Annotated in this window: 18 protein-coding genes; all 18 read right to left on the bottom strand. The window is 43.7% G+C overall.

The window, feature by feature from the left end:
• Positions 1-95: 95 nt before the first annotated feature.
• Positions 96-4397: a S8 family serine peptidase gene (locus AC4CV5_RS08810; RefSeq protein ID WP_490922506.1), complete on the bottom strand. Its 4302-nt coding sequence runs from the start codon at positions 4395-4397 to the stop codon at positions 96-98.
• Positions 4398-4698: 301 nt separating this feature from the next.
• A complete protein-coding gene (gene ftsZ, locus AC4CV5_RS08805) occupies positions 4699-5853 on the bottom strand; it encodes a cell division protein FtsZ (RefSeq protein WP_222142787.1) in 1155 nt (384 codons plus the stop codon).
• Between the two features lie 35 nt (positions 5854-5888).
• On the bottom strand, positions 5889-7211 hold the full coding sequence (gene ftsA, locus AC4CV5_RS08800; RefSeq protein ID WP_222142786.1) for a cell division protein FtsA: 1323 nt from the start codon (positions 7209-7211) through the stop codon (positions 5889-5891).
• Positions 7212-7385: 174 nt separating this feature from the next.
• Positions 7386-7751, bottom strand: a complete 366-nt coding sequence (locus tag AC4CV5_RS08795) for a small basic family protein (RefSeq protein WP_003238683.1) — start codon at positions 7749-7751, stop codon at positions 7386-7388.
• 17 nt (positions 7752-7768) lie between these two features.
• Positions 7769-8476 carry a DUF881 domain-containing protein gene (locus AC4CV5_RS08790; RefSeq protein ID WP_490922503.1) on the bottom strand — a complete coding sequence of 236 codons (708 nt, stop codon included), beginning with the start codon at positions 8474-8476 and terminating at the stop codon, positions 7769-7771.
• A 22-nt stretch (positions 8477-8498) separates the two neighbouring features.
• Complete coding sequence (locus tag AC4CV5_RS08785; RefSeq protein WP_326220581.1) at positions 8499-9194, bottom strand: DUF881 domain-containing protein; 696 nt, start codon at positions 9192-9194, stop codon at positions 8499-8501.
• Positions 9191-9982, bottom strand: coding sequence for a cell division protein DivIB (gene divIB, locus AC4CV5_RS08780; RefSeq protein WP_490922501.1), 792 nt, complete (start codon positions 9980-9982; stop codon positions 9191-9193). The genes AC4CV5_RS08785 and divIB overlap by 4 nt, the downstream gene beginning before the upstream one ends.
• Positions 9983-10110: 128 nt before the next feature.
• A complete protein-coding gene (gene murB / locus AC4CV5_RS08775) occupies positions 10111-11022 on the bottom strand; it encodes a UDP-N-acetylmuramate dehydrogenase (RefSeq protein WP_490922499.1) in 912 nt (303 codons plus the stop codon).
• Between the two features lie 31 nt (positions 11023-11053).
• Positions 11054-12145, bottom strand: a complete 1092-nt coding sequence (gene murG, locus AC4CV5_RS08770) for an undecaprenyldiphospho-muramoylpentapeptide beta-N-acetylglucosaminyltransferase (protein WP_490922498.1) — start codon at positions 12143-12145, stop codon at positions 11054-11056.
• A gap of 118 nt (positions 12146-12263) precedes the next feature.
• Positions 12264-13364, bottom strand: coding sequence for a stage V sporulation protein E (gene spoVE, locus AC4CV5_RS08765; protein ID WP_003244810.1), 1101 nt, complete (start codon positions 13362-13364; stop codon positions 12264-12266).
• 60 nt (positions 13365-13424) lie between these two features.
• Positions 13425-14780 (bottom strand): UDP-N-acetylmuramoyl-L-alanine--D-glutamate ligase, encoded by a 1356-nt coding sequence (gene murD / locus AC4CV5_RS08760; RefSeq protein ID WP_222142782.1) that lies wholly within the window; start codon positions 14778-14780, stop codon positions 13425-13427.
• Positions 14781-15755 carry a phospho-N-acetylmuramoyl-pentapeptide-transferase gene (gene mraY, locus AC4CV5_RS08755; RefSeq protein ID WP_003238695.1) on the bottom strand — a complete coding sequence of 325 codons (975 nt, stop codon included), beginning with the start codon at positions 15753-15755 and terminating at the stop codon, positions 14781-14783.
• Between the two features lie 111 nt (positions 15756-15866).
• Positions 15867-17351, bottom strand: coding sequence for a UDP-N-acetylmuramoyl-L-alanyl-D-glutamate--2,6-diaminopimelate ligase (locus AC4CV5_RS08750; RefSeq protein ID WP_248602683.1), 1485 nt, complete (start codon positions 17349-17351; stop codon positions 15867-15869).
• Between the two features lie 174 nt (positions 17352-17525).
• Positions 17526-19466, bottom strand: a complete 1941-nt coding sequence (locus AC4CV5_RS08745) for a stage V sporulation protein D (protein WP_490922493.1) — start codon at positions 19464-19466, stop codon at positions 17526-17528.
• Positions 19467-19600: 134 nt separating this feature from the next.
• A complete protein-coding gene (pbpB, locus tag AC4CV5_RS08740; RefSeq protein WP_456520938.1) occupies positions 19601-21745 on the bottom strand; it encodes a penicillin-binding protein 2B in 2145 nt (714 codons plus the stop codon).
• Positions 21746-21750: 5 nt separating this feature from the next.
• A complete protein-coding gene (gene ftsL / locus AC4CV5_RS08735) occupies positions 21751-22104 on the bottom strand; it encodes a cell division protein FtsL (protein WP_490922491.1) in 354 nt (117 codons plus the stop codon).
• 39 nt (positions 22105-22143) lie between these two features.
• Positions 22144-23079: a 16S rRNA (cytosine(1402)-N(4))-methyltransferase RsmH gene (gene rsmH / locus AC4CV5_RS08730; RefSeq protein ID WP_166853180.1), complete on the bottom strand. Its 936-nt coding sequence runs from the start codon at positions 23077-23079 to the stop codon at positions 22144-22146.
• Positions 23080-23148: 69 nt separating this feature from the next.
• Positions 23149-23580 carry a division/cell wall cluster transcriptional repressor MraZ gene (gene mraZ, locus AC4CV5_RS08725; RefSeq protein ID WP_003221402.1) on the bottom strand — a complete coding sequence of 144 codons (432 nt, stop codon included), beginning with the start codon at positions 23578-23580 and terminating at the stop codon, positions 23149-23151.
• Positions 23581-23594 lie beyond the last annotated feature (14 nt).

Raw genomic sequence — 23594 nt, 5'->3', positions numbered from 1 at the left:
AAATACAATTTTTCAGGGATATCTGCTTAATTTGTCGAGGAAATGAATGAGAGGATATATAAAAAAAGCTGCCTGTAGAGGCAGCTTTTTTACACTTAATTTTCAGTATTGATATAAAGTTTTCCGTTCGCTGTTTTTCTTGTTTCATTTCCATAAGCATCTCGTACAATCACTTCTACTTTTGCTCCGTTTGCTTTAATAGAAGAAGTGGCTGTCCAATAGCCTTCATATCTCCCCGGAGAAATTTCTCTCAGCGGGAGCTCTGTGGCGTTTTGCACACTCGCTCTTGCATTTGTCAGCGGCAGCCGAATGACAAACGTTGCATCCAAATCTTCAGCGCTTGAGAAAGCAATTTTCACAGATTCACCGGCTTTTAAAACTTTGTCCTCTCCCGGAATCAAACCGGAAATGACAGGCTGGTCAAAGTTGACATCAATGACAGCCTTTTTCGTCGTTTTGTTGCCTGCTAAGTCTGTAGCAGTTACCTTGATTTCATTGCTTCCGTTCTCCAACAGAATACGGGCTGAGTATGAACCATCAGTTACGGTTGCTTTTTTGCCATTCACCTTGACTTCTTTCAGATTGTCATCAGATACAGATCCTTTGACAGTCAGGGTTTCTTTATTTGTTTTCTCGCCATCCTTTGGATTGTCCAGCGTCAGTTCAGGCTTGTCTTGATCAAGCGTGACTGTGACCGGGCTGGAGGCATCCGTAGTTCCGTTTTCTGTTGATGCAGTGGCCGTCAGCTTATTTTCACCCTCGCTGAGTGTGATTCCCGCCTGGAACGTGCCATCCGCAGCAGCTTTCGTTTCTCCTGCTTCTTTCTCGCCATTATAAATGTGTACCGTTGTACCAGGAGAGGCTTTTCCTTTTACGGTGACGTTCTCCTTATTTGTGTATGATTTGTCTGTCGGTGAAGTAATAACAGGTACAGCAGCTTCATAATCAACTAATGCGCGGATCATATAGTTGCCGTCTGCTTTGTCACCTGGCTGCCATTCTCCGTCTATATACTGCCAGTTGCGGCCGGAATTCGGACCGGTTTCATCCATTGCAAGTCCAGGTGTATACGGGTCAGGTTTCGACTGGATATACACAAGATAAAAGTCTTTATCGACCATAATCCCTTTTGAACTGAGATCTACCTTGGTCCACTCGCCATTGCGAAGGGCTTCAGCGTTAAATGGCCCGGCAATTTTCTTGCCCGGTGCTCCGTCTTCTCCTGTAGCATCGTATACCTCAACCTTAAACTCTGTGCCGCCAGGGTCAGGGAACTCTGTATCCCAAAATCTGAACAGCCCTCCTGTAAGCATGCCTTTGTCCTTGCCGTCAGCCAGCGTCATTTTGACCGCCCATCCGTTACCGGCCGCAAAATAGGAATTGGCATTCTCCGCCGTTCCGTCATCATATGCAATCTCACCCGGATAGCCGACGAAAGGCTTCAGTACAATTTCTTTTGTCATATCACCTTTTAAATCAACGGAAAATTCATCGCTGTAATAACCCGGTGCAGCGACTTTAATCGTATAAGCGCCCTCATAGGCCTCAAGCGAATATTCGCCTTTGTTGTTTGTCGTAGCCGGTTCAACCGCAGCATCCTCTACAACATAAACGGAGGCGCCTTTTACCGGATCTCCTGTCGTTTTATTGATGACTGTTCCTTTTAATGTGCCCTTCTTCATTTCCTCTAACGAAAAATTAGCTTGTGTCGTCTGATCTGCCTGCAGAGAAACTTTCTGTGTTTTCGATTGATAGCCGTATGCTTCTGCCATAAGCGTATAGTCTCCCGCTTTGTGCGTAAGCGTGTACTGCCCTGTGGATTGATCTGAATATGTTGATTTTCCTGTTTCTACCACGCTGACTTGTGCCCTGAGCGGCAAAACTTGAGGCTGTATATCTTTACTCTGATGTTTTACCGTTATGTTTGCAGATGGCTTAGCTTTTTTCGGATTTACTGGCTTTTTCTTTTGCTTTCCAGACGGCTTTTCGACACCCAGCTTATTCTTTTTGGCTGTTTTTCCGGCTGATTTGTCAGAAAGCACTACATCATCAATGTACCAGCCCTCTTTTGAAATACTTTCATCAGATTGGAGATTAAACATCACTTGAATGTTTTGACCTTGATAAGCGGATAAATCAATTTCTTCGTCCGTCCACCTTGATGTCTTTCCATTATAGACACCAGCCTGCTGCCAATTCTTTTCACCTTCAGGCAAAACAAAAACGTAGCCGTAGTCAAAATCATCCTCTAAATTGTGCCAGCTTTTAAATTGAAGAAACAAGTTTCCTGAATCCGGCACTTTAACAGGAGGCATCACGAGATTCATGTTGGCTGAGCTGGCATAGTTTCCTGCCAGATTTGTTCCGTATACTTTTTCTCCGGATGCTGCAGTATTTGGGCCTGACGATGGAACGCCCCATTCCCAGCTATTATTTGTTCCGCTCGCAATCCAGCCGCCGGGTACAGTTTCAAAGTCCTGCTTATATCCCGCTGTGATGCTTGGCTTCACTGGTACATCGTATGTGTCAGACTCAACGACATGGCCTCCAAAATCCTGAATAATCCACTTATAGCTTAGTGCAGTTCCTTTTATGTTTGGGATCTCTGCCTGATAGGTCCCTTTCAAATGATCGCCGCTGATTCGCTTAGCCGTTACTTCTGTCCAATCACCTTGGTCCAGCTTATAGGACAGTTTTACAGATGTCACACTTACATTGTCTTCAGCTGTCAAAGTAAGCGGCAGGCTCGCGCCCTCATAAGCTTCTGTTACTTTCTCATGCTGATAGACAGGAGGCTCTTGATCATCTCCCTCTACAGAAACTTGTCCTTCTGCTTTTCCTAAACCATCTGTAACAGCTGATACAGCATCAAAAGCGTTCACCAAACCATGACCGTATCCGTTATTCGGAGAATCAGGGAATGTTGAATCCGTCAGCGGTTCAGCCGTGCTGGTTAATATATTTTCCATCTCATCGACAGAAAGTGAGGCATCCGCCTGTTTCAGCAGTGCGGCAACAGCGGACACATGCGGCCCTGCCATTGATGTGCCGTCCCATCCGTCCTCATATGTCTGACCCGGAACAGAAGAACGAATATTTACGCCAGGTGCAGATATTTCCGGCTTTATTTCATCATATGGAGATGGTCCTTGAAGAGAAAAGTCAGCAAGCTTTTTGTTTATATCAGTCGCTCCAGTTGCAAACGATTCGGGATAGTTTGCCGGGTTTGCAATAGAACCAGGGCCGCCTGGAATAAAAAGATCCGTATTCCCCGCTGAAAACTCAGGGAAAATATCGGCCGCACGCCAGGCATTAACCATGTCTCTGTACCACTCATCGAGTCCTGAGCCCCCGCCCCATGAATTATTGACAACATCAGGAGCCATTTCCGGGTGAGGATTGCCCTCTGCGTCCTTTGGAGCTAAAACCCATTCACCGGCATCTAAAATGTCAGCATCAGTGCCGCCATCTTCGGAGAACGCTTTAACAGCAATCCATTTAGCGCCTGGCGCTACACCGATTTGATTTTTCCCATCGGGTTCAGATCCCACCATCGTACCTGTCACGTGGGTTCCATGAGCCAAATCATCATAAGGACTTGCTTCGCCTGCGACGGCATCATACCAGTTCATTTCATTATCCGGCTCATCAGGACTTTCCGGATTATATCCGCGATATTTCTCTTTTAAAGCCGGGTGGTTCCATTCCACACCGGTATCAATGGACGCGACAACCGTACCAGTTCCGTCATATCCAAGTGCCCAAGCTTTCGGGGCGTCGATTTGGTCTACATTCCATTCCACACCGTCAGTTGCTTTGATAGCTTTTTGCGCTTTTTTCATGTTAAATGGAGAGGATGATTTAAACAGCTGCCGTTTCTCATTTGGAAGCACTTTTTCCACTTCAGGGAACTGCGCCACTTTTTCCATCACCTCTTTTGAGGCATGGACAGCGATCCCATTCACCACATAATAAGAGTGAATCTGGTCTGCATTTCCCTTATTTTTCTGGCTGTTCAAGTATGTTAAGACATCTCTTTGGGATTCATCGGCTGTGACTTTTAAAGATGACACAACGGCAGAGCGCTTTTGATATTCCGTCTTAGCAGCAGTCAGCTTCTTCGATTTCGCTTTTTTAACAGCCGCTTTTGCCGCTTTTTCTGTGTCAGCTTGATCTTTAAATTTAATCAGGAAGGTCATTTTTTCTTTCTTTTTAAAGCTTTTCTTTAATGAACTCGAGATCTTGTTCTGAATGGATTCAGCAGATTGAAGCTCCTGTTTCACAGATGTTGAGGCACCTTTGCTGCTTGCCCCGGCTGTACCCGGAAACAGCAGTGAACCGATGACAACCGTACTTAAAACAGAACTGATGAGTCTGTTTTTCGTTCTTTTCCTCATTTTTATCCCCCTTTTTCAAAATGCTTTGTAAAAAAATGTCGTCCCTCCTTTTAAAAATGAATTGTTTGTCAGAACATCGCTGTACGTTAACTGTAGACAATCCGCATTACAGATATTGTCGTTTCATGTCAGTTAATTTCCATATATATGAAAATGATAAAATCGTCATGAAATAAGAATAGGTCTAATAGTCCGATTTGCTGCTATGTGAAGGAAGACATAGGGAAAAAGACTTTACAAGAAGAAAAGTTATGGAGGAAAAACAAAAAGGACAAAATCGAAAACGATTTTGTCCTTTACATTAGCCGCGTTTATTACGGTTTCTTAAGAATGTCGGGATGTCAAGCGTATCATCAGCCGGCTGTGAGGTATGACGGCTTACTGTATTTTGTTGCTGCTGCTGAGGCTCCTCACGTTTTGGCTCACGCTTTGGAACACTTTGATTATGTGTTTTGATGCTTTGGTTTAAGCTTGGACGCTGAGGTTTCGTCACGTCCTTCTCTTGTTCGATAAAACCAGTCGCAATCACTGTCACCACAATTTCGTCTTTTAGATTTTCATTTATAACAGAACCGAAAATCATGTTTACGTCTTGGTCTGATGCAGAAGCGACAATGTCTGCTGCTTCCTGAACTTCATATAGGCTGAGGTTTGTTCCCCCAGTGATGTTCATGAGGACGCCTTGCGCACCGTCAATGGCCGCTTCAAGAAGCGGACTGGAAATTGCTTTTTTCGCTGCTTCTGCCGCGCGGTTTTCTCCAGTCGCAATACCGATACCCATCAAAGCAGATCCTTTGTTTGACATGATTGTTTTCACATCAGCGAAGTCAAGGTTGATAAGACCAGGTGTAGCAATCAAATCTGAAATACCTTGAACCCCTTGGCGGAGTACGTTATCCGCTTCACGGAATGCTTCAAGCATCGGCGTGTTTTTATCAACAATTTCAAGGATTCGGTCGTTCGGGATCACGATCAGTGTATCCACCGCTTCTTTCATAGCTGAGATTCCGCCTGCAGCCTGCAGTTGTCTTTTACGTCCTTCGAATGTAAACGGTCTTGTGACGACTCCGACTGTTAATGCGCCTAAGTCTTTCGCAATTTGTGCGATAACCGGTGCGGCACCTGTTCCTGTTCCGCCTCCCATACCAGCTGTCACGAATACCATGTCAGCGCCTTTTAACGCTTCTTCAATCTGCTCTTTGCTTTCTTCAGCGGCTTTTTTTCCGACTTCCGGATTCGCACCTGCTCCCAATCCTCTAGTCAGTTTTGCGCCGATTTGCATTTTTACTTCTGCTTTTGACAGGTTAAGAGCTTGAGCGTCCGTATTTACCGCGATGTACTCTACTCCTTGCACTTCATTTTCAATCATTCGGTTAACGGCGTTGTTACCGCCGCCTCCTACTCCGATTACTTTAATTGATGCTAAGCCGTCTATGTTTGTTTCGAACTCCAACATGCTAAATCCTCCTAATCTGCCGAATGACTATCTATCTATTCCCAAAACATGCTTAATAGTTTTTTCATTTTGCTCTGTTTATTATGTTCGGCTTGTGTTTTTTGTTTTCCTTTTGGCCGCTGCTGCACCTCATTTTGGTGATGATGCTGCTCTTGTTCCTCTGATGATGAGACTGCAATTTCCTGTATCGCTTCTTCAGGCATCTTGAAGCCTATTTTTCTGCCTTGGATTCTTGCATTTCGGCAGGCGAATTGGATCAAGCCTACTCCCGTCATATATTGAGGATCTCTTACACCGATATAATTCGGGCTTGCCACTCTGACATTGTTTTGCAGCACATCCTGCGCCAATGACATGACACCCGGCATTGCTGCTTGTCCTCCTGTCAGCACGAAGCCTCCCGGCAGATCGGTAATTCCCATACTGCTAATCTCTTCTGAAACAATTTCAAGAATTTCTTCTACTCTTGCTTCAATGATATTCGCTACTTCCTGCTGTGTAAATGTTTGTTTTTGATTGGTGCCTATAACGGTTACCTCAAATACTTCATCTTCCGAGGCTTCGTCATAGTAGGCATGTCCAAATTGCTTTTTCACGCGTTCTGCTTCTTCTGTTGACGTTCTCAATCCGATGGAGATATCTTTGGTGATATTTTCGCCTCCGAGAGGAATGACACGGGTAGAAGTGAGATGTCCGTTCTGGAATACGGCAATGGTTGTTGACCCTCCCCCTATATCAATGAGAGCCACACCAAGGTTTTTCTCGTCCTTTGATAATGCAGCAGAACCGGCTGCCAGCGGCTGAAGACAAATATCAGTTATTTCAATACCGGCTCTTTCAACACAGCGGAGTAAGTTATGTAAGATTGTTTTTGAACCGGTGATCAAGGTGCCCTCTACTTCTAAACGCACACCCAACATTTTTTTTGGATCGGTGATTTCATCTCTTCCATCAACGATAAACTGTTTAGGAATGACGTCCACAATCAGCTGTTCGTGGGGTATTGAAACAACCTGTGCCGCCTCCATGACACGGCGTACATCTTCAACTTGAATTTCTTTATTTTCACTGGAAACTGCTACAACACCGTTTGTATCTTGAATATTGATATAATTTCCATTAACGCCGACAATAGCTTTTCTAAGCGGAAAACCTACCATTCTTTCAGCTTGGTCAAACGCTTTTCTTATAGAATGAACGGTCTCATCTATATCAACGATTGAGCCTTTTTTCAACCCTTCAGACGGTACATTTCCCACACCGATAATATTAAGGGAATCATCTGTCATTTCTCCGACGATCACTTTTGTATTGGACGTACCGATGTCAAGACTGACGTAAAGTTCATTGTTGTTCATTCTATGGCACCTCCTCACATTTCGATCATTTCTATTCTATTATTTGCGGAACAACAATACAATGAATGTGGCTTTACAAGTGTGTAACAAAAAATAACAACGGAATATTCCTTATGTGCTCTTCACATTTTATGTTTATTGAAAATATTCGTTATATCCTATGTATATCCTCTTTTATATCACATTTTTTTTATTTTTTTTAGAAAGAGTCCACTTTGTTAGTAGATTTCTTCTGATAACGGCTATATTCTGAAATAATCTGACTCCAAATGCGAATATACCCGCTAAATACAAGTCTACACCAAGATGGACTCCCAGAAAAGCTAAACTTATCGCCAATATAATATTAAAAAAGAAACCGGAAACAAATACCATTTCATCATATGTACCTTGTAAATGCGCCCTGATTCCGCCGATTAATGTATCAAGTGCGGCAAGCACCGCAAGCGATAAATAGTTTGAGTATTCACTCGGTATCGTTAAGTTTGTCATCAGTCCAATCGCTATTCCGAGCACCAGTCCCAGCACGGGCAGCCACATGACAATTCTCCTCCTTTTCAGTCTTTAAGCGGTTTCAGCTGTTGTACGTCCAATGGTCTGTCATATGCTTTTAATGTCAGTTTGCTTTCCGATTTACCGGCTCTTAATGCTAAATTTTCAGATGCAAAAAGGTCCTCAAGTCCTGACCCCTTCACTCTGCTGTACAGCATGTCCGGATCTTTGGCAAGCACTTTTACTGTTAAAGGATAATCGTCAAGGCCGTATCCGTCTATTTTCGTTGTGCCGTTTATATCCCTTATGACTGTATGATTCACAACTCTTCGCCCGTTAATCGAGATATGCTCTGCACCGAAGGAGTTAAGTTCATTGATCAGCTTCTTCAGCAAATCCGGAGGCGGATTTCCGATCGGCTCTCCTGTTAAGCTTTCAGAAAAAAGCGGGGAAATGGTGATGACAATTCCGCTACCTGTTATATCGGTCATGCCGGCTGTTTTTTTTAAGGTTTGCAAGGTATTATTGAGCGCAGTTTCTTTTGTCATTTCTTTCGTTTGCGAATAGCTATTCAGCAGTTTGTCATATTTGTTTATTTCAGCCAGCAGCTTTTCCTGTTTCTTCTGCTCTGCTGTCAGCTCTTCCCTTATATCCCACATATCTCTTGTGTCTCGGACTTGAGGGTGCTTTAATGAGTTAAACTGAACAGCTATCATGAGGCCGAAGATGACCATAAGCACACTGATGCTTATGAAGGAACGCTTTATTTTCAATCTGTTTCACCCGCTTTTTCAGTCATTCCTTCGTTTTCAGAATCGGTTTCATTTGTATGTTTTTCTCTTTTTCTGCGGAAACAGAAATATGATCCATTGACAGCTGATCGATCAGGCCTCCTGCTATATTTAACGAAGGCAGCAGGACATCTGGATCTCCAATAGCGGATATCGTAAACGGGGCAGGATGCTGCACCCCGTCTACCGTTACAACAGGACCGTTGCACTTGATATAGGAATCATGTGTCAATCGCTGGCCATTAACGGCGACGGCTGCCGCACCCGAGATATACAGTTCGTTTACCACTTGAAAGATATGGCTTTCGTGAACGATGTAACTATTCACATTTTCCCCTTCCGGTATGTACGACGCATCTTCCAAGGTCACCTCAACGCCCTCTCCCTGCACACCGACTTCCCCAATATACATTCTGTATTTTTCAGTATCCTCGAGGACGTTATAGTATTCCGTCTTTTCTTTCTTCAGTTTATTTTCTGCCTGACGGACTGTGTTTTGCTTTTGATATAATTCTTTTTCAAGTTTCTTATTTTCTTTCTCCTGTTTCAGGAGTTCATCTCTCAGCGCATATTCTTTTTTCCACTCTTCCGTCTCAGCCGCGCTTTTGTTGTTTTCTTTTGTCATTTGAAAAGAAAATGAAATCAAAAAGCCTGCGATAAGCATGATCAAAGAAAGAAGGACTGCTGATTTGCCCCTCAATTTTCTTCTTCCTTTTTAGCAACTTTATCGTTTTTTCCAAACTCTTCAAAATAGGTAGCAACTTCTAAATGAATAATTCCTTTTTTATTGCTGCTAAGCTGCGAAATGATAGAAGGATACGTTTTCATTCGGTCTGCAAAGGTTTTAATAGACGCAGTGACAACATAACCGTCGTTCATATACAATTTAATACGGTTTTCATCCATTTTTACAGGCGTATAATAAACTTCTGAAATCGACTGTTTTAACGAATTTGACAAAGCATCGAGCTGCTTGGCCATTTGAGACCGTTTCTTCGCGTTTGTCCAATTTACCAAAATCGGTCCGGCATCATCCGGCGTTACTTCGTTTGGCAGAACTGAACCGTTTTCAAGCACTTCGTAGTACACATCGTTTTTTTCTAAATAAGCAATTGCTTTATATTCTTCGATCGCAATGTTGATTTTATTAGGAAGCGATTTGCTGATCTCAGCTTTTTTTACTAATTTATTTTGCTGTATCTGCTTTTCTGTTTTTTTCTTGTCCAAACTCCAAAACTCAGTATCTCCGCTGTTAATATCGGAAAGTTCGATAATTTCCTTTTTGGATACATTCTCATTCCCTGTAACAGAGATTGTTGATACTTTACTGATTGGCGTCTGCAGATACACGATGATCAGCACCATAATAAAAAACAGCATAATAAATGAAATGAGACGACGGTTTGCCTTCTGTTTCCGCTGCTCTTTAATTTTAGGAATCCGTTCTTCAATGTTTACGATTTTTTCTCTGTCATGACCCGGGTTCATTGCCTGTTCACCTCATTCAAATGAAACAGCTGTTAAAGTCTGTCTATTCCAAAACAAACGGCATACTATAGATGCCGTTTGCGTTTGCTTACAGTATATCATATGAACAGCTTCAGTCAGAACTTGAATCAGCGATTTTCGCCGATGATTTCAACCTCTGTGTGCATATCAATCTCGTATTTTTCACGGATGGTCTTTTTCACATGATCAATGAGATCAAGCACATCTTTTGCTGATGCTCCGCCTGCATTGACGATGAAGTTTCCGTGCAACTCCGATATCTTTGCACCGCCGATTTGATATCCTTTCAAGCCTGCTTTTTCTACAAGATTTCCGGCATGATTCGGAAGCGGATTTCTGAATATGCTTCCCGCACAAGGGCTTGAATACGGCTGTGTATTTTTTCTGTAGTCTTTATTGCTTTGCATTTGCTGAACGATTGATTCCTTATCCTTCTGTTCCAGCTGCAGAACAGCTTCAAGACAAACGCCCGGGCGTTTCTTTTGCAATACAGATGTTCTGTAGCTGAAATCCAGCTGTTCATTTGTCAGCCACTCAATCGTGCCGTCTTCAAATAAAATATGTGCTTTGACGAGGATTTCGCTCATATCAGAACCGTGAGCGCCGGCATTCATATAAACCGCTCCACCGACTGATCCTGGTATACCCGCAGCAAATTCCAAACCGGACAGGCCTTTTTTACTCAATGATGTAGCAAGACGGACCACTGAATAACCGCCTCCGACCGTCACTTTTTCCCCTTCAAGCTCCAAATGGTCAAGGCCTGCGCCCAGCTTAATCACTACGCCTCTGATTCCCTCATCTAAAACAAGAAGATTTGATCCGCGGCCGATGACTGTCCACTTTACATCATATTTTTTAATCACGTCCATGATATCTTTGACAGCATCTACACTGCTTGGAATGACCAATACATCCGCAGGTCCGCCGATTTTCATCGTTGTATGATTCGCGAGCGGTTCATTTGCAAGAACCTTGCCGACTTCGCGTTCTTTTAATTCCTGTATCACTTTCTCCATCGTAAACCTCCGCATTCCATTTGCTTTTCTATTATTTTTTCAATTCTTCGAGTACGCTGTATAAACGGGCAGCCGCGTCAGGAACACCGAGTGACTTTGTCCGTTCGCTCATTTCCTTTAACGTTTGCTCATTCAATACAATCCGGTCAAGCGCATCAATCAGCTTTTCACCGCTGAGCTCTGTTTCTTTCAGAACAATCGCCGCATCATGCTGGCCGAGAGATCTCGCATTAACCTCCTGGTGATTCGCTGTTACATATGGGCTTGGGATCAAAACACTTGGGATTCCGAGAGCAGTAATTTCGGCAATCGTCGTCGCACCGGCTCTGGCCACAATGACATCAATGACCTTTAAATACTCTGGCATTTGATGAAGAAACGGCTTTGTGACCATATTATCAGCGGCACCCTTGCTTTTCAGCTCATTCATCACTTTTTCATAGTGAACTTCACCGGTGATATACAGCACTTGATAGTCTCTTGTTTTCAGCGCATCCTGCATGTCAATGACAGCACGGTTAATCGGTGCAGCGCCTCGGCTTCCGCCAAAGATTAAGACCGTTTTTTTCTCTTCAGAAAGCCCAAATTCGGCCATTGATCTGCCCGTCTTTATTGAGACGACTTCAGAAGCTCTCGGGTTTCCCGTAAATACAACTTTCTCGCTAGGAAAATGTGATTTTGCTTCTTCAAAACAAATCGCTACTTTATTAACATATTTTGAAAGAAACTTATTCGTGATGCCCGGCAGGCTGTTTTGTTCATGGACAATAGTCGGAATTCCCATTTTCGCAGCGGCATAGACAACCGGTCCGCATACGTAACCGCCCGTTCCAATCACGGCATCGGGCTTAAATTCCGCTAAATACGATTTGCTCTTTTTTACGCCTTTCAGAAAACGCATCACAGTTTTGACGTTTTCAAATGATAGCTTTCGTTTAAATCCTGTAATTTCAATTGAACGAAATGGTATATTCTCCCGCTCAACAATTTTTTTCTCCAGTCCGTTTTCTGTTCCGATATATAAAAATTCCACATCAGGATGACGGCGCTGCACTTCTTTAATAAAAGCAAGCGCAGGGTAAATATGTCCCCCTGTACCGCCTCCGCTTATTGCAATTCGCATATCTCTTCCCCCAGTCTAAGTTTCTTTATAACATAACGATAACCCTGTTTTGTTGGACAGGGTTATCGCATCAATTGTTTGCAGCTTCCTGTTTATAGGACGCCTGGCAATACATTCATTAATACCTCGAGTAGCGGCTCACGTTCAGCAGCACGCCGACAGCCATCAGCATCAGGGTCAATGAAGAGCCTCCGTAGCTCAGAAATGGGAGCGTGATGCCTGTTACCGGAATAAGTCCCGTTACTACACCGATATTAATCATGACTTGAATGGCAATCATTGAAATAATGCCGACTGCAACAAAGCTTCCGTACAGATCAGGCGCACCAAGCGCAATTCTGATCCCTCTCCACAGCAAAACGCTGAAGAGAAGCAAAATAAGCGTTCCCCCGATAAAACCAAGCTCCTCTGACAAGATGGCGAAAATAAAGTCTGTTTGAGGCTCAGGCAGATAAAAGAACTTCTGTCTGCTTTGTCCAAGTCCCATTCCGAACAATCCGCCGGGCCCTACTGCATAAAGCGATTGAATGATTTGAAAACCGCTTCCGAGCGGGTCTTCCCACGGATTTAAATAGGAGGTAATCCGCTTAATCCGATAAGGAGCCGATAGTACAAGTCCAACAAACCCGCTGAGGCCGATTAGTCCGAGAAAGACAAAATGGGCGATTCGCGCGCCGGCTACAAAAATCATGACAATGCAAGTTCCGACCATTACTGTCCCCGTTCCGAGATCAGGCTGGCACATGATAATCAAAAATGCTGAAAACACGATGCCAAGTGCCGGGACGAACCCCCGTCTGAACGATGTTATGTTTTTTTGTTTTTCAGAGAGAAATTTAGCTAGGAATGCAATCATCGCAAGCTTCATAAACTCTGAAGGCTGTATGCTGAATGCCCCGACTCCGATCCAGCTTCTTGAACCGTTCCGCACCATGCCGACGCCTGGTATCAAAACAAGCACCAGAAGAAAAAAACAGATAACCATCAGCAACTTGGACCATGTTCTCCAAGTCCAATAATCAACATTCATGATAAAAAACATGGCAATGACGCCGATTCCCGCAAACAGCAGCTGCCGTTTCGCGAAAAAGAATGAGTCGTCAAATTTATAATCCGCCCAAACAGCACTCGCACTGTACACCATAATTAATCCGATTGTTAATAATAATAACGTAATGATGACCAATAACAAATCAGGCGATGTTTTTTTAGTAGTCAAAGCAATCGACACCCCAAGCTTAAAATCATTAGGGCTGTCGATTTACTTCAAGACAAGCCCTTACTTAAGCATATGCACGGCATCTATAAACATGTCACCGCGTTCTTCAAATGTTTTGAATTGATCCCAGCTCGCACACGCAGGTGACAGCAGGATGACATCTCCTTCATTTGAGAGCGCAAACGCCGCAGATACTGCTTGTTCAACATTATCGACACGTTTGACATGTTGTATTCCCATCTCATTGCCGAGCTTCTCGAGTTTCGGCGCTGTCTGGCCAAATGTAAGCACTGCTTTGACATGCTTCATATACGGTTTTAAGTCGTCGAAACCATTTCCGCGATCCAGTCCGCCCGCAAGCAGAATGACCGGTTTGTCAAAAGCTGAAAGCGCCTTGCTTGTCGCCAAAATGTTTGTTGCTTTACTGTCATTATAAAACTTGCGGTTTTTCACTGTTGTGACATATTGGAGACGGTGCTTCACGCCAGTAAAGCTTGTCAGCACCTTTTTGACTGCTTCGTTGGATACTCCTGCCGTTTTCACAACTGCAACGGCAGCTAGAATGTTTTCCAGGTTATGAGCGCCGGGCAGCACAACCTCTTCCAGAGGAAGAATGGCTTCGCCGTTGAACATAATCATACCGTCTTTTACATAAGCGCCCTTTTCAAGCGTTTTGCTGACTGAAAAAGGGACGATACCGGCTTTTCCAGCTTCAGCCAGACGCAAGACGGTTTCATCATCCTGGTTGACAATGGCTTTATCTGAGGCAGTCTGATGAAGGTACACTTTCTGTTTCGCTTTTTCATAGTTTTCTCGTGTATGGTGATAATCCAAATGAGCGTCGAACACGTTTAAAATCAGGCTGATTTCCGGTCTGAAAGCGTGTGTTCCCATCAGCTGAAACGATGACAGTTCAGTAACGATCCATTCATCCCCATCAGCATGATAGGCAACCTCACTTGCGACTGTGCCGATGTTTCCGGCAATCAGTGCTTTTTGCGAGTCAGCTTTGAGCATTTCATAAATCAGCGTTGTCGTGGTCGTTTTTCCGTTCGATCCGGTAATCCCGATAAACTTGGCGTTTGTCAGGTAGTAAGCGAGCTCAATTTCCGTCCAAACCGGGATGCCTCTTTTTTCCGCTTCCTGAACCATAATATTTTCATAAGGAATTCCCGGGTTTTTGATCAAAACCGTGATTTGATGCTGATCAAACAGAGAAACTGGATGCTCTCCGCAAACAACCTCGATTCCTTTTTCAGCAAGCTTTTGCGCTGGCTCGTTTTCTTCAAAAGGCTTTTGGTCGTTGACTGCAACATAAATGCCTTTGTCATGAAGAATGGATGCAGCCGCATACCCGCTTTTCGCGAGCCCAAGAATTAAAAAATGCTGATTCTGTAAAAATTGATCGTTTTCCACTTATAACCACACCTCGATGTAAATTCCTAAAACGGCAAGCAAAAGTCCTGCAGCCCAAAACGTCACGACTACTCTCCATTCAGACCAGCCGACAAGCTCATAATGGTGGTGAAGCGGACTCATTTTAAAGATTCGTTTACCTGTCGTTTTAAAGCTGATAACCTGCAGAATAACGGATAATGTCTCGATAACGAATACACCGCCGATGATAACCAGCAGGATCTCTAATTTCGTTAAAATGGCAATGGTAACGATAGCTCCTCCCAATGCAAGCGATCCCGTATCTCCCATAAAGACTTTGGCCGGATGAGCATTAAATACGAGGAAGCCCAGCACTGCACCGACAACGGCAACTGAGAAAATCGCTACGTCATATTGAGACTGATTCCATGCCAGGATGGCAAAAGCGCCAAAAGCAATCGCAGCTGTGCCGGATAACAAACCGTCAAGACCGTCAGTCAGGTTAACCGCATTTGATCCGCCGACAAGCATAAAGAGCACTAGGATAAAGTAAGCCCAGCCAAGATCAAATGATAAGTCAGTTCCAGGCACGCGAATGTCCGTCGCAAAATTGTAGTAATGGTACACGGCATAAAATACAACCGCAATGATAATTTGTCCGATCAGCTTTTGCTTTGATGTCAATCCAAGGTTGCGCTTCATGACGACCTTTATGTAATCATCTAAAAAGCCAAGCAAACCGTAACCGAGCGTAACAAACAGAAGCAACACCATTTCCGGGCTTATTTCCGAAAATTTCTGTGTCATAACAATTGTTGTCACAATAATAGAAAGTATGATCATGACCCCGCCCATTGTCGGCGTCCCTGATTTTTTCTGATGTGATTTCGGTCCTTCTTCTCTAATACTCTGGCCGAATTTTAATCTTCTTAAAAACGGTATAAGAATCGGAGAGAGCAGAACACTAATTAAAAACCCCATTAAAATTGTAAACAGAATGACTTGCTCAAGCATTGTCCTTTTCTCCTCCTGTTTCTTTCAAACGACATACGTAGTTATCATATTCATGATTTTTTTCCATATGAAAAATCTTTTCATGCTCCATTATTCAATAACATCTCTTTCCTATGAATTCGTCTTATTTTTATTGAGTTCGACAATGGCTCTCGCCGCCACTTCAGCATCATCAAAATCGAAAGTTTCGCTTCCAATCTGCTGATAGGTTTCATGCCCTTTTCCGGCAATGAGAACAACGTCGCCTTTTTTGGCATTGGCTATCGCGAAAAAGATGGCCTGCTCGCGGTTTGCAATGCTGTGGTAGTATTCGTTCTCTACTCCAGCTTCCATATCTCTTAAAATCGCTCGGGGATCTTCGCTTCTCGGATTATCTGAAGTGAAAATCGGTTCGTCAGCCAGCTCCACAGCGATTTTAGCCATTTTCGGGCGTTTCGTCTTATCTCTGTCTCCCCCGCAGCCGACAACAACAAAAAGCTTTCCTTCCGTCATGTCTCTGCAAGTCTTCAGCACATTTTCAAGGCTGTCCGGCGTGTGCGCGTAATCTACAATGACCGGAAACTCCTGCTGCTGATTAACCAATTCAAATCGGCCTCTTACGCCATGCAATTCTTCAACAGCTGCAGTGATCGTTTCAAACGGTATGCCTGCTGCGATACATGTTGCAACAGCTGCCAGCACGTTATACACGTTAAATTGTCCGACGAGCGACATCGTGATATGTTTAGTGCCTTTGCCTGTCACAAGATCAAAGCTTGTGCCCTGTGCAGTAATCGTGATGTTCTTCGCCATCACATCAGCGTTGTTTTTAATGCCGTATGTAGAGATATGCGCTGCAGTCACCTTTTCAAAATAAGCGCTCGCCTCATCGTCAGCATTCAGTACGGCACACTTTGGATGTTCATGATTGAAAGCCCCGCCAAGCTGAGAAAAGAGCAGGCTTTTTGCCTGTCGGTACTCATCCATCGTTTTATGATAGTCCAGATGGTCCTGCGTTAAATTTGTAAACACGGCAATATCATAATCACAGCCATGAACACGACCTAAAGACAAAGCATGAGAAGAAACTTCCATGATGGCAGTGTCAACTTGCTTGTCATTCATTTTCTTAAACGTTTTCTGCAGCGTGACGCTTTCCGGAGTCGTGTTTTTAACGGGGAGTGTTTCGTCACCGATTTTCATGTACATGGTGCCGATCAAGCCTGTGCGTTTTCCCGCTTTTTTCATAATCTCATCGACCATATGGGTCGTTGATGTTTTGCCGTTTGTGCCTGTAATCCCGATCAGCTGAAGCTTCTTTGTCGGCTGTCCGTAAAACGCATCAGACAAAACGCTTAGCGCACGCAGTGACCGCCGGACAATAATGACAGGCACATCCACATCGAGCTCTCTTTCTGCCACAATAGCCACTGCGCCGCTTTCTACTGCTTTTTGCGCAAAGTCATGACCATCCACCGTATACCCTTTTACACATACAAAAAGACTCCCTTTCTTTACTTCTCTGGAGTCCATCTCAATTGAAGTTATTTCAGGGTCTTGTGAGTCGTTTACAGAAGGTTCGGTTGTTAAGTATGTAAGCAGCTTTGTAAGTTTCATCGTATCAAACCTCTCAACATTCTAATTCGTTCTTTTATCATTGAAGTCACATCAAATAATGTGATAATGATTTTAAGCATACAGTTCATATTTTAGCGTAAATAAAAGGATACATCCAGCTAATCTTGAAAGATATCAGCATTTTTTCTGCAATAAAAGAATAGGCAGCCCGAATTAATCGGCTGCCTCCTTTTCATCTTCTTCAGTCAAATAAACGCGTATCTTTGAGCCCTCTTTTACTTTCGTTCCGGCAGCTGGCGATTGTTTAACGATTTTGCTTCCTTTTCCGGAAGCATCTACATTGAGATTCACCAAAAGTGACTCAAGATCTGAGACAGACATCCCTACAACATTCGGAACTTCTACTGTTTTTGTGTCGTTCCATTGGTATTTTTTCTCGATTTGATTTTTCCGAGGCTTCACACCAAGCTCCGGCAGGCTGTCTCTCATAATATTACCGACAATTGGCGCTGCAACCGTTCCGCCAAACTGAATCGTACCTTTCGGGTTATCCACCGCGACATAGACGACAAGACTCGGATCGTCAGCCGGCGCGAAACCGATAAATGATACAATATGGTTGTTTTCAAGGTATTTTCCATCTTTAACCTTTTGTGCAGTTCCCGTTTTTCCGCCGACACGATATCCTTCAACAAATGCGTTGCGGCCCGTGCCTTCTGCGACGACGCTCTCTAGTGCATAGCGGATTTGTTTTGATGTTCCCTCAGAGATAACTTGTTTCTTTGCGATTGGTGATTGTTTTTTAACCGTTTTTTTCGTTACAGGGTCGATCCATTCCTTTGCGATATAAGGCGTGTAGAGCGTTCCTCCGTTTACAGCGGCAGATACGGCTGCAACCTGCTGAATCGGCGTGACAGATACCCCCTGTCCGAAAGCCGTAGTCGCTTGTTCTACCGGACCTACTCTATCAAGCGGGAATAAGATTCCTGTTCCCTCGCCTTGAAGATCAATTCCCGTTTTTTGGCCGAAACCAAAGTCTTTGATATATTTGAAAAGCTTCTTCTTTCCTAGACGCTCGCCTAATTCAACAAACCCCGGGTTGCAGGAGTTCTGTACAACTTCTAGATACGTCTGCAGCCCGTGCCCGCCTCTTTTCCAGCACCGCAGTCTCGCTCCGTCCACTTCAGCATGCCCTTTATCAAAAAATTGATCACGTTTTAAATTCACTTTTTGCTCCTCTAGTGCTGCTGCAAGTGTAATAATTTTAAAGGTAGATCCCGGCTCATACGTGCTCCATACCGGCAGATTCCGATTGTAGACGGATGGATCGACAGATTGATAATCAGCCGGGTCAAAGTCAGGCCTGCTAGCCATTCCCAATATTTCTCCGTTTTTCGGATTCATAGCCACGGCAATCATACCGTCCGGATGATATTTGGCCTCAGCGTTATCAAGCTCTCTTTCCATTATCGTCTGAACCTTTGAATCAACTGTCAGCTTCATATCAAGCCCATCCTTAGGCGGCGTGTAGTCATCCGCTTCATCAGGCATTTTTTTCCCCTTGGCATCTGTATAAAACTTAACAGAACCTTTTTCCCCTTTTAGATCATCGTCGTAATAGGCTTCAAGTCCAAGGAGCCCTTGGTTGTCGATGCCTGCAAATCCAAGCACATGAGATAAAAAGCTGCCGAACGGGTAATGGCGGATACTGTCCTCCGCAACATACACTCCCTTTAAATCAAGCGCTTTGATTTCTTTCGCCTTTTCATTTGAAATCTTTCTCCCTTCAGGAGTGATCTTTTCGATTGACGCTTTTTTTGTCACATGCTTATATACTTTTTCCTCTGACATGTTTAAAACCGCCGCAAGCTGCTTGCTCGTTTTCATCGGATTCTGAACTTGGCGCGGCACGACGAATACGGTCGGCGCACTTTTGTTTGTTGCGAGTTTCACACCGTTCCGATCCAGAATCTCGCCTCTCTCCGGTTCAAACGGCAAGTTCCTGCTCCAGGAATCTTTCGCCAGCGAAGTCAGTTTCTCGCCCATCACAAACTGAACATACCCCAGCCTTGTATCAATGATCAGAAACACGATCACGCCAAAAAGCAAAACAAATAATAAACGTTTTCTAACCGTTACATTCGAGACGCGCAAGAGACCGTTCACTCCTTATTTAGGCTTGTTTCATTTTATGTCTGTAATTGGACAGGTAGAACGATGCTCCTCTGAAGGTATAAAAAAAGAAAGCCTGCATAAAGGGGAGAATCCCCGGCAAGCTTTCTTTCTTTTTAATCAGGGTTTTTAAACTTAACCTTGATTACGGTTTTGTCTTTTATTTCTTTGTCCTTCTTGACACTTTGGCTGACAGCGTAGCCTTGGCCGCTTACTTCAATATGAATTCCCGCCAGCTCGCCGTACTGAAGAACCTCTCTTCTCGACCAGCCTGTCATATCTGGCATTTTGATTTTGCCGCCCGTTTTCAGAAAGACCTTCTGATTGGTGAGAACTTCCTCATCAGCTATCGGATATTGTTCTTTTACAGCGACATCACTGCCGATGACAATCGGTGTGAGATTCTCTTCTTTTGCTTTCTTTTGAGCAGCAGTTACCGTATGATCTGTTAAATCAGGCATGGTCTGCGCTTTTGTTTCTTCCTTATCTGAATTAGATTTCACAGTTGGTTCGATGTTCAGGTAGTGCAAGCTGTTTTTCATTGTTGGGTTGAAGATTTCTGATACTGGATTTGAGCCCGTTTCATCATTCTCTAATTGCGGCTGCTGTACTGCAACATAGATCAACAGCTCAGGGTCATCTTTAGGCGCCATCCCCATTACAGAAAATACGTAATTATCGCGGCCAGACAGATAACCGTTTTGTCCGGCAATTTGTGCTGTTCCAGTTTTAACAGCCACATCAAAACCTTCAATTTTATAAGGCCGTCCAGTACCGATATCAGATGTTACAACATCACCTAAAATATTACGAACCTCTTTAGCGGTGTCTGCAGAGATTGGCGTACCAGCTGACTGAGGTTTATTTTGGTAAATGGTTTTCTTCGTATCAGGATCAACAATATGGTCTATGACGTAAGGTTGCATCATTTTACCGTCATTTGCTATTGCAGTCGCAGCCTGCAGCTGTTGAATTGGTGTAACAGCAGAGGCTTGACCATATGCAGTCGACGCTTTATCAAATTCATATTTAAAGTTAATTTTACTTGATACTTCATTCGGCAAGTCAATACCCGTTTTTTGATAGAAATTGAATTTATGAAGATATTCATTTAGACGGGTATAGCCTAGCTTTTCATTAGCCAGTTTGGCAAAAGCCACATTAGAAGACCTCACTACACCATCATGGTATGTTGTTGGCCCCCAGCCTACCCCTTCATTATGGTCTCTTACTATTCCTCCGCCTACTTTGTATGTTCCGGACTTGTACTTTTCATTGCCGTTATACACATTCTCCTGTATCGCAGCAGCAAGTGTAAAAATCTTCATCGTTGATCCAGGTTCATACGCATATGAAATTAAATCATTATAGTAGTTCGTCACATCGCGTGTGTTCGGGTCAAAGCTTGGACGCTGTCCCATGGCAAGCACTTTGCCCGTTTTCGGATCGACGACTGCGGCCATGATTTTTTTCGGATTATACTTTTTTGCCACTTTTGTCATGCTGTCTTCCAAAAAGGTTTGAATTTTCTGGTCAATGGTTAAATAAACATTGTCCCCATTTTTTGGTGCTGTAATTTTATTTTTGCTGTTCGGGAGCTCCCAGCCGGATTTGTCACTTTCATATGTCACATATCCGTCCCGCTCCTTCAAATACTTATCCAGCACTTTTTCTAATCCCATCGCGCCGGAAATTTCATTTGTTTTTTGATCAACCTCGGCATAGCCGATTAAATTGGATGCAAAAACGCCGTTTGGATAATAGCGTTTTGTATCCCGTAAGAATGAAATGCCCGGGAGGTTCAGCTTTTCGATTTTTTGCTTTTGCGAATACGTAATATCACGGCCCGCTGAGCCAAATTCAACTTGTTTCGCACCCTCCTTATTTAAGATATCAAGGATATCAGCCTTATCCATTTTTATCACTTTAGATAGCGCTTCTGCCGTTTTTTCTTTGTTTTGGACATGCTGAGGATGCTTAACATCAGTCGTCATTTTTTTATCGAGGATGGCAATCAGCTTATACGTCGCTGTGTCCTCTGCAATCACTTTTCCGTTTCGGTCTAAAATCGAGCCGCGGCTTGCTTCGATGGTCCGTTTCTTTTCATGCTGCTCTGTCGCTTTTGTCGCAAGCACTTCACCGTCCGCTTTTCCGGTTATTTGAATATATGCCATTCTACCCAGGATGACAAAGAAAAAGAGAGCGAAACAAATACTTAGAATCGCTGCTCCCCTATTCATAAATTTATTCTTTTTTGGCATTTGAATCATTCCTGTATGTTTTTCACTTTTTTATCTTTTAAATCCAAGCCGTTCTTTTTCGCAATGTCCATAATGCGCTGCGGTTTGCTTAAGTCAGCAACATTTTTTTCGAGGTCACCAATTTGCTTGTTTTCGGCTGAAATTTGCTCCTCAAGTTTTTGCACCTCAATATTGGTTTGATATGCCGCATACGCTTTCGATACAATCAAAAGCGATACGCTAAGCACCGCCGCAGCAAAGAGGACAAGGAGCACTTTTTCTCCGAGAGTAATGGAAGCCCTTTTTTTAACAATCACTTTTTTCTCAGGACTGACCGCATGCCGCTGCTGTTTCTCTGGTTGGTAAGCTAAATTGCCCATAGGCTGATGACCTCCTTTTAATTTTGCTTTCGCGTTTCGTTATTTTCTTTTTTCGGCAATCCGAAGCTTCGCAGAACGGGCCCGGTTGTTTTCTTCAAGCTCTTCTTGAGATGCCGTAATCGGTTTTCGTGTGATGAGCTTCAGCTCCGGTTCAAACTCTTCCGGTATGACAGGAAGACCCGGAGGAAGTTCCGGAAGTGACGACTTTTCTTTAAAAGTGGATTTGCAAATTCTGTCTTCAAGCGAGTGGAAGGTAATGACTGATACCCTTCCCCCTGGCTTCAGAACCTCAATTGCCTGCTCCAAAGCCTCTTCAAACACCTTAAGTTCATCGTTCACAGCAATTCTGATTGCCTGAAACACGCGTTTAGCAGGATGTCCTCCGCTCCTTCTCGCTGGAGCGGGAATCGCGTCTTTTATTAGATCGACCAGTTGGCCCGTAGTTTGAATAGGAGATTTGATTCTTGCCTCCTCAATTTTTCTGGCGATCTGTTTACTGAACTTCTCTTCGCCGTATTTAAAGAAGATACGGACAAGATCCTCATAGCGCCACTCATTAACGACTTCTTTCGCCGTAAGTGTGGCCGACTGGTCCATCCTCATGTCCAACGGTGCGTCATGATGATAACTGAATCCGCGTTCCGGTGTATCCAGCTGCGGAGAAGACACCCCTAAATCAAATAAAATACCGTCTACTTCTGTAATGCCACGTTCATTCAAACATTCTTTTAAATACCTGAAATTGCTTTTAATCAGAATGAGCTGCCCTTTATAATCGGACAACGCTTCTTTCGCATGCTGTAATGCCGTATCGTCTTGGTCAAAAGCGATTAAACGCCCCTTCTCGGATAACTGCTGCAATAAATATGTACTGTGCCCAGCTCCGCCGAGTGTGCAGTCTACATATGTACCGTCCGGTTTAATATTGAGCCCGTCTACGGTTTCACGAAGAAGTACTGTCTTGTGTTGAAACATAATGTGTTGGTCCCACCTTTTATCAGGATGAATTGTAATTGTTTTTAGAGTGTTATACACGAAGAATCATTATATATCAAACCCAATCATGTTTTCAGCAATTTCAGCAAATGAATCTTCTTGCTCTTCTGTGTATTGTTCCCAAATTACTTTACTCCACAATTCAATTCGATTAGAAACCCCGATAACAACACATTCTTTTTCCAGTTTGGCGTAATTCAATAGAGAAGATGCGATATTTACCCTGCCTTGCTTGTCCAGTTCGCATTCGGTCGCCCCTGAAAAGAAGAAACGGGTAAATGCACGGGCATCTTTTTTTGTGAGAGGAAGGGCTTTTAGTTTTTCTTCAATTTGTTTCCACTCGTGCATAGGGTAGCCGAAGAGACATTGATCAAGCCCTCTTGTCAGCACAAACTGCTCACCGAGACCTTCTCTGAATTTAGCGGGTACGATCATGCGGCCTTTTGCATCGATTGTATGCTGATATTCACCCATAAACATGATCTCTTGCCCCA

The sequence above is a fragment of the Bacillus sp. NS1 genome, from assembly GCF_058248265.1.
The sequence above is the reverse complement of the archived record's forward strand: the minus strand, read 5'-3'. Positions and strand labels throughout refer to the sequence as shown.

Excerpts from the sequence above, each read along its gene's own strand:
- AC4CV5_RS08810 (WP_490922506.1), bottom strand. The coding sequence starts at position 4,397 with ATGAGGAAAAGAACGAAAAACAGACTCATCAGTTCTGTTTTAAGTACG.
- ftsZ (WP_222142787.1), bottom strand. The coding sequence starts at position 5,853 with ATGTTGGAGTTCGAAACAAACATAGACGGCTTAGCATCAATTAAAGTA.
- ftsA (WP_222142786.1), bottom strand. The coding sequence starts at position 7,211 with ATGAACAACAATGAACTTTACGTCAGTCTTGACATCGGTACGTCCAAT.
- AC4CV5_RS08795 (WP_003238683.1), bottom strand. The coding sequence starts at position 7,751 with ATGTGGCTGCCCGTGCTGGGACTGGTGCTCGGAATAGCGATTGGACTG.
- divIB (WP_490922501.1), bottom strand. The coding sequence starts at position 9,982 with ATGAACCCGGGTCATGACAGAGAAAAAATCGTAAACATTGAAGAACGG.
- murB (WP_490922499.1), bottom strand. The coding sequence starts at position 11,022 with ATGGAGAAAGTGATACAGGAATTAAAAGAACGCGAAGTCGGCAAGGTT.
- murG (WP_490922498.1), bottom strand. The coding sequence starts at position 12,145 with ATGCGAATTGCAATAAGCGGAGGCGGTACAGGGGGACATATTTACCCT.
- mraY (WP_003238695.1), bottom strand. The coding sequence starts at position 15,755 with ATGCTTGAGCAAGTCATTCTGTTTACAATTTTAATGGGGTTTTTAATT.
- AC4CV5_RS08750 (WP_248602683.1), bottom strand. The coding sequence starts at position 17,351 with ATGAAACTTACAAAGCTGCTTACATACTTAACAACCGAACCTTCTGTA.
- pbpB (WP_456520938.1), bottom strand. The coding sequence starts at position 21,745 with ATGCCAAAAAAGAATAAATTTATGAATAGGGGAGCAGCGATTCTAAGT.
- ftsL (WP_490922491.1), bottom strand. The coding sequence starts at position 22,104 with ATGGGCAATTTAGCTTACCAACCAGAGAAACAGCAGCGGCATGCGGTC.
- rsmH (WP_166853180.1), bottom strand. The coding sequence starts at position 23,079 with ATGTTTCAACACAAGACAGTACTTCTTCGTGAAACCGTAGACGGGCTC.
- mraZ (WP_003221402.1), bottom strand. The coding sequence starts at position 23,580 with ATGTTTATGGGTGAATATCAGCATACAATCGATGCAAAAGGCCGCATG.